Consider the following 9,114-nt stretch of genomic DNA (forward strand, 5'->3'; position numbering starts at 1 on the left):
TACGCGAGCCGCCTGCCTCGCCATCGCCCGCGAGCGTGCGTGTTTGCCCGCGACGCGCCGCGGTCGGCGGTACATCTGCGCACGCTCGCGTTCGTCAGGCGAGGTTCGAGCGGCGGGGGTAGGCGACGTTCGGGTCGGTGAGCACGTTGACCACGGCGGGCATGCCGCTGGCGAAGGCGCGTTCCAGCGCCGGCCGTAGCTCGGCCGGCGTGGACACCAGCTCGCCATGGCCGCCCAGGGCGCGCACCACCTCGTCGTAGCGCGTGCCCGGCCGCAGCTCCGCCACCACCGAGTAGCCGTACAGCGCCTCCATCGGGTGCTTTTCCAGGCCCCAGATCCCGTTGTTGCCGATGACCGACACGACCGGGACGTGGTGCCGGACCAGCGTGTCCCACTCCATGCCGCTGAAGCCGAAAGCGCCGTCCCCTTGCAGCAGCACCACCTGGCGATCCGGGTGGGCCAGCTTGGCGGCCAGCGCGTAGCCGGGGCCAGAACCCAGGCAGCCGAACGGCCCGCTGTCCAGCCAGCAGCCCGGCAGGTAGCTGTCGATCACCCGGCCGGCGTAGGAGCCGAAATCGCCGGCGTCGATGACGACGATCGCGTCGCGATCCAGCAGCGGCGCCAGCTCGGCGTAGACCCGCATCGGGTGCAGCGGGACGCGGTCGTCGGCGAGCTCGGCCCTCTCCTTGGCCCGCGCCGCGGTCTCGGCGGTGCGCAGTTCGTCGATCCAGTTCCGGTGGTCGATCTCCCCCGTCGCCGCCAGCCCCGCGAAGATCGTCAGCAAATCGCCGTAGAGTTCGGCGTCGACGGGGCGGGGGTGGTTACGTTCCGGCTTGACGCGATCGATCACGACGAGCTGCGTTTCCGGCCCGAAGACCCCGCCGAAGCCCAGCCGGAAGTCCATCGGCACCCCGACGATGAGCGCAACGTCGGCCTCTCCCAACGCCTTTCCGCGTACCCGCGAGAAGGCGAGCGGGTGGTCGGCGGGAACCGCGCCGCGGGCCATCCCGTTCATCAGCACGGGGATCTGCCGCTGCTCGGCGAGCCGCAGCAGCGCGGCCTCGCCGCGGCCCCACCACAGGTTGGTGCCGGCCATGATCACCGGCCGGCGCGCCTTGGCTAGCAGGGCGGCGGCCCGGTCCAGGGCAGCGCCGGCGGGACCCGGGCACGGCGGTACGTCGGCCAGCGCGCCGGGACGCCCGTCGTCGTCGGTCATCGAGAACGCGTAATCCATCGGGAAGTCGACGAAGGACACGCCCGAGGGTGCGGCGACGGCCGTGCGCAGCGCCTGGTCGACCAGCCTGCCGGCGTCGTCGGCCGACTGTGCGGTGGCGGCGAAGCGGGCCAGCGGCGCCACGAACGGGACGTGGTCGATCTCCTGTAGCGAACCCATGCCCCACCGGCCCGCTGGCGCCCGGCCGCCCAGCACCACCAGCGGCGACTGGTTTTGCTGCGCCGCCGCCATCGCGCTCATCCCGTTGGTGACGCCCGGCCCGGCGGTGAGCGCGGCGACGCCCGGCACCCGGGTGACCTTCGACCAGCCCTCGGCGGCGAAGGCCGCGGTCTGTTCGTGCCGGGTGTCGATCAGCCGGATACCCTCCTCACGGCAGCCGTCGTACAGGGAGAACAGGTGGCCGCCGGACAGCGTGAAGACGGTGTTGACGCCGCTGGCCTTGAGCCGCCGCGCGATCAGCCGGCCGGCGTGAAATGTTTGGGTGGGAACGGCGTCGGGTGTCATAACCGCAGCCTATCGACCGCCTTCGGGTACCTTCGCCGAAGGATTTCAAGTCGCAAAGCGCCGGACGACGTCGCCCTTCGGCCTCGACCAGAAGGAGAAATGACCTTGCGCCCGAAGTTGTTCAAGCCATCGATCGATTGGTCGGCGGCGCCCCTGGACTCATTGCGGTGGGTCGCCATCGCCTGGGCGATCAGCGCCGTCTGCTTGGCCGTGGTGCTCGTGGTGTTCAGGTTCTCGACGCCGTGGGGGCAGCAGTTCTGGCGGATCACCCGGGGATACTTCTCCGGCATCCGGAGCTTTCGTGTCTGGCTGATGCTTGGCGTGCTCTTGTTGTCGGTGCTCCTCGGCGTGCGCCTCATGGTGTTGTTCAGCTACCAGAGCAACGACATGTACACCGCGGTCCAAATGGCGGTTCAGGGCATCGCGACCGGCGATGACGAGGTCAAACAGTCGGGGATACACGGCTTTTGGGCGTCGATCGGCATCTTCGTCCTGCTGGCGACGCTGTACGTGTTCCGAATACTCACCGACCTATATCTGACCCAGCGATTTATTATCGCCTGGCGCATGTGGCTGACGGCCCACCTGACCGACGACTGGCTCGAGGGCAGGGCGTACTACCGGGACCTGTTCATCGACAACACCATTGACAACCCCGATCAGCGCATCCAGCAGGACATCGACATCTTCACCGCGAACGCGGGTGGTACGCCCAACTCGCCGGGGAACGGGACGGGCAGCACCCTGCTGTTCGGGGCCGTCAATGCCGTCGCGTCGGTAATTTCGTTCGCCGCGATCCTGTGGAACTTGTCCGGGAACCTGACAATCCTGGGCGTCGACCTGCCCCGCGCCATGTTCTGGACCGTGCTGGTGTACGTCTTTTTCGCCACTGTCGTCGCGATCTGGCTGGGTCATCCGCTGATCTGGCTGAGCTTCAACAACGAGAAACTCAACGCCGCGTTCCGGTACTCCCTCGTCCGCCTGCGGGACGCGGCCGAGGCGATCGGCTTCTACCGCGGCGAGCGGGTCGAGCGGGCGCAGCTGTGGCAGCGGTTCACGCCGATCATCGACAACTACCGGCGGTTCGTCCGGCGGACCATCATCTTCGGCGGGTGGAACTTCTCGATGTCGCAGGCCATCGTCCCGCTGCCCTGGGTGATCCAGGCGCCGCGGCTCTTCGCCGGAAGGATCGACTTCGGTGACGTGACCCAGAGCGCGCAGGCGTTCGGCAACATCCAGGAATCGCTGTCGTTCTTCCGCACCAACTACGACGCCTTCGCCGCCTTCCGCGCGGCGATCATCCGGTTGCACGGACTGGTCGACGCCAACGCCAAGGGCCGGGCGTTGCCGACCATGCTGGTCAAGCCGAGCGAGCAGGCGACCGTCGAACTGCGCGACGTCGAGGTGCGCACGCCCGGCGGCGACCGGTTGATCGACCCGCTGGACGTCTCGCTGGACGACGGCGACTCGCTGGTGATCACCGGCCGCTCGGGCGCGGGCAAGACGACGCTGCTGCGCAGCCTGGCCGAGTTGTGGCCCTACGCCTCGGGCACGCTGTGCCGCCCCGAGGGTGACCACGCGACGATGTTCCTCTCGCAGTTGCCGTATGTGCCGCTGGGCACGCTGCGGACTGTGGTGTGCTACCCGAATTCGCCGGACGCCTTTTCCGGCGACGAGCTGCGCGAGGTGTTGACCAAGGTTGCGCTGGCACCCCTGATTCCCCGGCTCGACGAAGAGCAGGACTGGGCCAAGGTGCTGTCGCCGGGCGAGCAGCAACGCGTCGCGTTTGCGCGCATCCTGCTGACCAGGCCCAAGGCCGTCTTCCTGGACGAGGCCACCTCGGCGCTCGACGTGGGGCTGGAATTCGCGCTCTACCAGCTGCTCCGCGCCGAGCTGCCGGACTGCGTGGTGGTCAGCGTGAGCCACCGACCCGCCGTCGAGCAGCATCACGCCCAGGAACTCCGGCTGCTCGGCGGGGGCGAATGGCGGCTGGGTCCGGTCGAGGAGAAAAAGGAGCCCGCGGGCGTCTAGCGCGCGAGCTTTGCGCCGAGGTCGCCCGGCTTAGTTGCGCCGAGATTGACGCGAGCGTGCGGTTCACTCGCACTTTTTCGCGTTAACGTCGATCTCGATCCGTGAAAACTGAGCGGCGTGCGCTCCGGCTGGGTGTTAGCGCGCCTGCGCGCCCGCCGCCCGCTGAGCGGCGTGCGCTCCGGCGCGGCGCCCAAAGAACGAGCCCTCCCCCAGCTGCGTCCCGCTGGCGTAACCCTTGCCGTCCTGGGCGATGTTGGACGCGCACGCCCCGGCCGCGTACAGCCCGGGCACGACGGTCCCGTCCTCGCGCAGCACCTCGCCGTCCACGGAGGTGGCCAGGCCGCCGATGGTGAAGCCGGCATACATCGCCTTGCCCAGCGACATATCGAACGCCCCCCACGGCCCTTTGTCTTGTGCCGCAAGGAATTCCGGCTGCTTGTGGAAGTCCGGGTCCTCCCCGCGCGCGGCGTGCGTGTTGTACCGGTCCAGCGTCGTGACGAGGTTCCCCTCGGGGACCCCGAGCGCGGACTCCATCTCGGCGACGGTTTCCCAGCCGTCGATCAGCGGAACCAGCGGCATCTTCGGGTGCTCCAGATGCGCCTCGTCGACGATCAGGTAGGCCGCACTGTCCGGCTGGTCCATGATGAAGCCGGCGGTCCGGGAGTGGTAGGAGTCCTCGGCGACGAACCGCTGCCCGAGCTTGTTGACGATGATGCCCGTCAGCAGGATCGACGGCGGGTACGGCGGCGCCGTGATGAAGATCTGGTCCATGTGCTGCGTGGCGCCGCCCGCGGACACGCCCATCCGGATCCCGAGGCCGTCGTCATAGGTGTTGCCGAGCACAAAAGGTTTCTCGGCGAGTTTCGGGGTGTGCTCGGCCACCATCTCCGGGTTCATCACGAATCCCCCGGCGGCGACGATGACCGACTTTGCCTTGATCGCACCGGTTTCGGAGAACTGTTTCCATATCACGCCGGTCACACCGGAGTCGTCGACGACGAGCTGGGTGGCGCCCGTTTCGTACCGGATCTGCACGCCCAGGCCGGCGGCGCGCTTCAGCAGCAGCTCGATGACCATGCTGGCGCCGCCGGTGTCGCCGGGTACCGGGACCTTGTGGCCGCGGGGCGCCGGCACCGCCTTCTCCAGGAACGGCCAGACCTTCTCGTTGCCGGTGAACATCAGCCCCTCGGTGTTGGGCTGAATCACGGCCTTCCCAGGAAAGTAGCTGCGCTCGAACTGGAATCCGAGCTCTTCCAGCCAGTCGAAATGCTCGACGCTGCCGTCGCAGTAGGCGCGAATCTTGGTGTGGTCGGGCTGCCGCGAGACGGCCACCAAGTACTTGTACATCTCGTCGGGCGAATCCGGATGGCCGGTCGCCCGCTGCACTGCGGTTCCGCCGCCGAGGTAAAAATGGCCTCCGGCAAGGGAAGTCGTGCCGCCCGCGGCGGCGGCGCGCTCCAGCACCAGCACCCGGGCGCCTGCCGCGGCGGCGCTGACGGCCGCGCAGCCTCCCGCGATGCCGAAGCCGATCACCACAACATCGAAGTCGTCCGACCACGACGGCACGTCGGCGGCGCGGACCGTGGCCGGTATCTCGGTGCTCATTGGCGCCACTCCTCTACATCGCTGAGTTCTGCATCGTTCCTGATGCGAGTCACCGCTGCTCCTGCTTGATGTAGTCGTAGAACGCCCGCATCTCGGGCGCGATGTAGGCGATCTCCAGGTAAGGCACCCCCGCATCCGGGGCGGACACGTACGCGAATTGAATGCCGCCGGGCATCACGCCCTGTTGCACCACCGCCGCGCCCCGCTCGGCGGCGTCGGCGAGGGCCGCATCGAACCCCTCCGGCGTCTGGGCCTCAGTGCAGATGTGATGCAGCCCCGGCCCTGATTCGCGCAGAAATTCACTATAGATGTTCTCGCCGCTGACCGGCGCGATGAGTTCCAGCTGCATGTCGCCGAGATAGCTCAGGGAGATGCTGGCAACGAAGTCGGCCGGTTTGCCGCGGTAGCTGCATGTCTCCGGAGCAAAGTGCACGTTGGGAATGCGCACCCACTTGCGAACCCCTAACAGGCCGGTGAGGGCGGTTTCGGTGGCGTCCAGATCCGGCGTGACCCACGCGATCTGTGTCGGCGATGGAACGGGGGCGGTCATCGTCTCGCAGGATAGCGGAGCGCGCCCGCCGCCAGAAGGGGTCCGGGGAGCCTTTGCCGAGGAGGGCCTTCGGCGCCCCGGCGAACCGGGGTGAACACGTTCTAGTTGGCGGCTGGCGGGTGCTGGCCCAACACGTCGATCAGCAACCCAAGCTGCGCCTCGAACACCGCCTCGGGGTCGGTCAGCGTGTCCGCGCCGTACTGGCCGAACACCTCCAGGCTGATCGCTCCCAGCACGCCGGCCCACAGCAGGAAGCACTTCGTGACCACCTGGTCGTCGCCGGGAAAGCCGAACTCCTGGCGAAGCCGTTCGAAATCAGAGGAAAGGGGTTGCGGCGCAACGTCGTTGGTCAACCGGATGTCGCCGGTGGTGATTCCGGCGGCGACGGCGTCGAAGAACGCCCCGACCACGCGGGTGCCGGGCTGCACCGTGCGATCGACCGGGGCGTGATAGCCCGGCACCGGCGTCCCGTACAGCAACGCCCAGCGGGCCGGGTGCTCGACGGCCCAGCACCGCGCCGCGCGCGCGATGGCCATCACGTCGTCGCTCCACACGTCGCCGACGGCCTCGCGCGCGCGGTCCACGGTGTCGGCGAGGTCGGAATAGGCGTCGACCAGCAGCAGGGTCAGGAGGTCGTCGCGGCTGGACACGTAGCGGTACACGGCCGAGGACACCATGCCGAGCTCGCGGGCGATCGCGCGCACCGACAACCCGGCCGCGCCGCGGTCCACCAGCTGCCGCCGCCCCAGCTCGATGATCTGGGTCTCGATCTGCTCGCGCGACTCCTGGCGTTTGCCCACGTCGTCAGTCTGACATGAGGGAGAACACCGCTCTTGCTTTTCGCCGGACGGTGTGGAACGTTGTGCCTAAAGAGAGCGGTGCTCTCTAATCGGACACGACGGAAGGGCGATCATGGCCACGCGCTACGAGGAACCGAACCGGCTCACCCGGGCCGCCAACGCGCCGATCCGCTGGCTCGCCGAGGCGGGGATCAGCATCGCAGGGACCCGCGCGCTGCGCGTTCGCGGCCGCAAGAGCGGAAAGTCGCGCAGCGTGGTGGTCAACATCCTGACGGTTGACGGCGTCGACTATCTCGTCTCTCCGCGCGGCAACACGCAGTGGGCGCGCAACGTCCGGGCCGCGGGTGCCGTGGAGGTGGGGCCGCGCTGGCGTCACCGACACGCCCTGGTGAGCGAGGTCGACGACGCCGCCAAACCCGAGTTGCTCAGGCGCTACCTGGAGCGGTGGTACTGGCAGGTCAAGGACGTCGTCGCCGGGCTGACGCCGGACAGCAGCGACGACGAGCTGCGGGCGGCCGCACCGACCATGCCGGTGTTCGCCCTCGTGCGCTAACGAGGGTTGTCGGTCACCCCGAGGTCCTGGCGGACCTGGTCGGAGGTGGCGCGCCACGATACCGCGGCCGGCAGGTCGCCCCAGACGCTGTTGAAGATGCCGACGATCTGGCCGGTGCCCCCGTTGGGCAGGTACACGGGACCGCCGGAGTCGCCTCGCTGGCTCTGCACGCCGTGCGACATGGTGAACCACCCGTTGTTGACGCTTTCCACCGTGCCGCAGGTCTCGCCGGTGATGATGCCGAAATGGCAGACCGGCTGCCCTGGCTGGAGCGCCGCGCCCGGGTTGTTCTCCAGCCGCCGCCCACCGGGCAGCACATTGCTCACCGAGACGCCGTCGTCGAGCACGATCGCCTCGTAGTCCGAGATGACCTGGTCGGTCGCCACCGTCGTGCCACTGGGCGTGTTGTCGCGGAACGTCGCCAGGCGGCCGATGACGTGGTTGTCCCGGTCGTAGACCACTCCCGCGCCGCGGCAATGCCCGGCGGTGAAGGCGACCCGCATCCCGGGGTCGACGTAGCCCAGCGTGCACAGCCGGGTGTCTTGATGGATCTCCATGCCCGGAAAGACCAGGGTGGGATCGGCGCGGGCGGGCGCGGGCGCCAGCCAGGCCAGAACTGCTACGGAGACCAACGCGGCGAACGCGTGGAATGCCAGGCGGCGCACCATGAACTCCGATCCGTCGTGGTGAGAAGTATCGACCGCAAGTCGAGGGTACGGCGGATGCGTCCCCTCTGTGACTGTTTCGTTATGCGGGGCGTGGACGTTACGGAGAGGTCACGACGGCGACCGGATCGGCGGCCCGGGCGGCCGCCCGCGGGGCCCATCCCGGCGGCCCAAAGACGTAGCCCAGCCGGTCCCGCAGGCGGTTCACCGAACGCCAGTCGCGGGCGATGGCGACGTACTCGCGCGTCTGGAGCTTCCAGATGTTGAAGGTGTCCACCGGCTTGGTGAGGCCGTAGTGCGGGCGGAAGACCTCGGGCTGGAACGTGCCGAAGAGCCGGTCCCACACGATGAGGATGCCGCCGTAGTTCTTGTCCAGGTACAGCTGGTCCATGCCGTGGTGCACGCGGTGGTGCGACGGCGTGTTGAAGACGAACTCGAACAGACGCGGCAGCTTGTCGATTCGCTCGGTGTGGATCCAGAACTGGTAGATCAGGCTCAGCGAGAACGAGAAGAACACCATCCAGGGCGGAACTCCCAACAGCGGCAACGGGACCCACATGAGGATCTCACCGCTGTTGTTCCACTTCTGGCGCAGGGCGGTGGCGAAGTTGTAGTACTCGCTGGAGTGGTGTGCCTGGTGGGTCGCCCAGATCAGCCGCACCCGGTGGGCGATCCGGTGGTAGGTGTAATACAGCAGGTCGACCCCGAGCAGTGCGATCACCCACGTGTACCACCGGGCGGCCGAGAGGTGCCACGGCGCCGAGTAGGCATAAAGGGCGGCGTAGCCGAACAAGGCCAGGGTCTTCCAGGCGGCCGTCGTGCCCACCGAAACCAAGCCCATCGAGATGCTCGTCAGCGAGTCGCGGGTGAAGTGCGCACCGGACGCCGGCCGGGCGGCGTCGCTCTCCACCAGGCGCTCCAGCTTGCGGGCCGCCGTCCATTCGAGGGTGAGCAGCAACAGGAAGAAGGGAATGGCAAACAGCACCGGGTCCCGCATCTGCGGGGGCAGTCCGGAGAGGAAACCGGTGACGGCATTCACACGAACAGGTTACGGCCCGGGCGCGGTGCGCGCCGGGACTAGGGCGTGTCTGACAATGGTTTCGGGTGTTGTGCGTGAGGCTTGGGGTATGTCGCGGTTTCAGTTGCTTACCGATGCCCAGTGGGCCTTGATC

The 9,114-nt window shown here is 68.2% G+C and carries 8 protein-coding genes; 2 read left to right on the forward strand and 6 right to left on the reverse strand.

Translation table 11 applies throughout. The features are described from left to right. Positions 1-94: 94 nt before the first annotated feature. Entirely contained in the window at positions 95-1,738 is a 1,644-nt protein-coding gene (locus tag SKC42_RS13405; RefSeq protein ID WP_330964777.1) for an acetolactate synthase, read from the reverse strand. Positions 1,739-1,843: 105 nt separating this feature from the next. On the opposite strand from SKC42_RS13405, the gene SKC42_RS13410 reads away from it, so the two are divergent. Further along, a complete protein-coding gene (locus SKC42_RS13410) occupies positions 1,844-3,769 on the forward strand; it encodes an ABC transporter ATP-binding protein/permease (RefSeq protein WP_330964800.1) in 1,926 nt (641 codons plus the stop codon). A 135-nt stretch (positions 3,770-3,904) separates the two neighbouring features. Here SKC42_RS13410 and SKC42_RS13415 read toward each other — a convergent pair whose 3' ends face one another. The 3 genes from SKC42_RS13415 to SKC42_RS13425 all read right to left on the reverse strand — a co-directional run bounded on the left by SKC42_RS13415 (position 3,905) and on the right by SKC42_RS13425 (position 6,724). Next, complete coding sequence (locus tag SKC42_RS13415; RefSeq protein ID WP_330964778.1) at positions 3,905-5,374, reverse strand: FAD-binding protein; 1,470 nt, start codon at positions 5,372-5,374, stop codon at positions 3,905-3,907. 49 nt (positions 5,375-5,423) lie between these two features. Next, positions 5,424-5,924 carry a VOC family protein gene (locus tag SKC42_RS13420; RefSeq protein ID WP_330964779.1) on the reverse strand — a complete coding sequence of 167 codons (501 nt, stop codon included), beginning with the start codon at positions 5,922-5,924 and terminating at the stop codon, positions 5,424-5,426. Positions 5,925-6,025: 101 nt separating this feature from the next. Beyond that, a complete protein-coding gene (locus tag SKC42_RS13425) occupies positions 6,026-6,724 on the reverse strand; it encodes a TetR/AcrR family transcriptional regulator (RefSeq protein ID WP_330964780.1) in 699 nt (232 codons plus the stop codon). 112 nt (positions 6,725-6,836) lie between these two features. On the opposite strand from SKC42_RS13425, the gene SKC42_RS13430 reads away from it, so the two are divergent. After that, positions 6,837-7,277: a nitroreductase family deazaflavin-dependent oxidoreductase gene (locus tag SKC42_RS13430; protein ID WP_330964781.1), complete on the forward strand. Its 441-nt coding sequence runs from the start codon at positions 6,837-6,839 to the stop codon at positions 7,275-7,277. Here the strand turns inward: SKC42_RS13430 and SKC42_RS13435 are convergent. Both SKC42_RS13435 and SKC42_RS13440 read right to left on the reverse strand, forming a co-directional pair. Then, complete coding sequence (locus SKC42_RS13435; RefSeq protein WP_330964782.1) at positions 7,274-7,945, reverse strand: Rv1815 family serine proteinase; 672 nt, start codon at positions 7,943-7,945, stop codon at positions 7,274-7,276. The two genes, SKC42_RS13430 and SKC42_RS13435, sit on opposite strands and share 4 nt — an antisense overlap. A gap of 97 nt (positions 7,946-8,042) precedes the next feature. After that, on the reverse strand, positions 8,043-8,981 hold the full coding sequence (locus SKC42_RS13440) for a sterol desaturase family protein (RefSeq protein WP_330964783.1): 939 nt from the start codon (positions 8,979-8,981) through the stop codon (positions 8,043-8,045). Positions 8,982-9,114 lie beyond the last annotated feature (133 nt).

Origin of the sequence: Mycobacterium sp. 050134, assembly GCF_036409085.1 — a bacterium.
In the GTDB taxonomy this organism is placed as follows: domain Bacteria; phylum Actinomycetota; class Actinomycetes; order Mycobacteriales; family Mycobacteriaceae; genus Mycobacterium.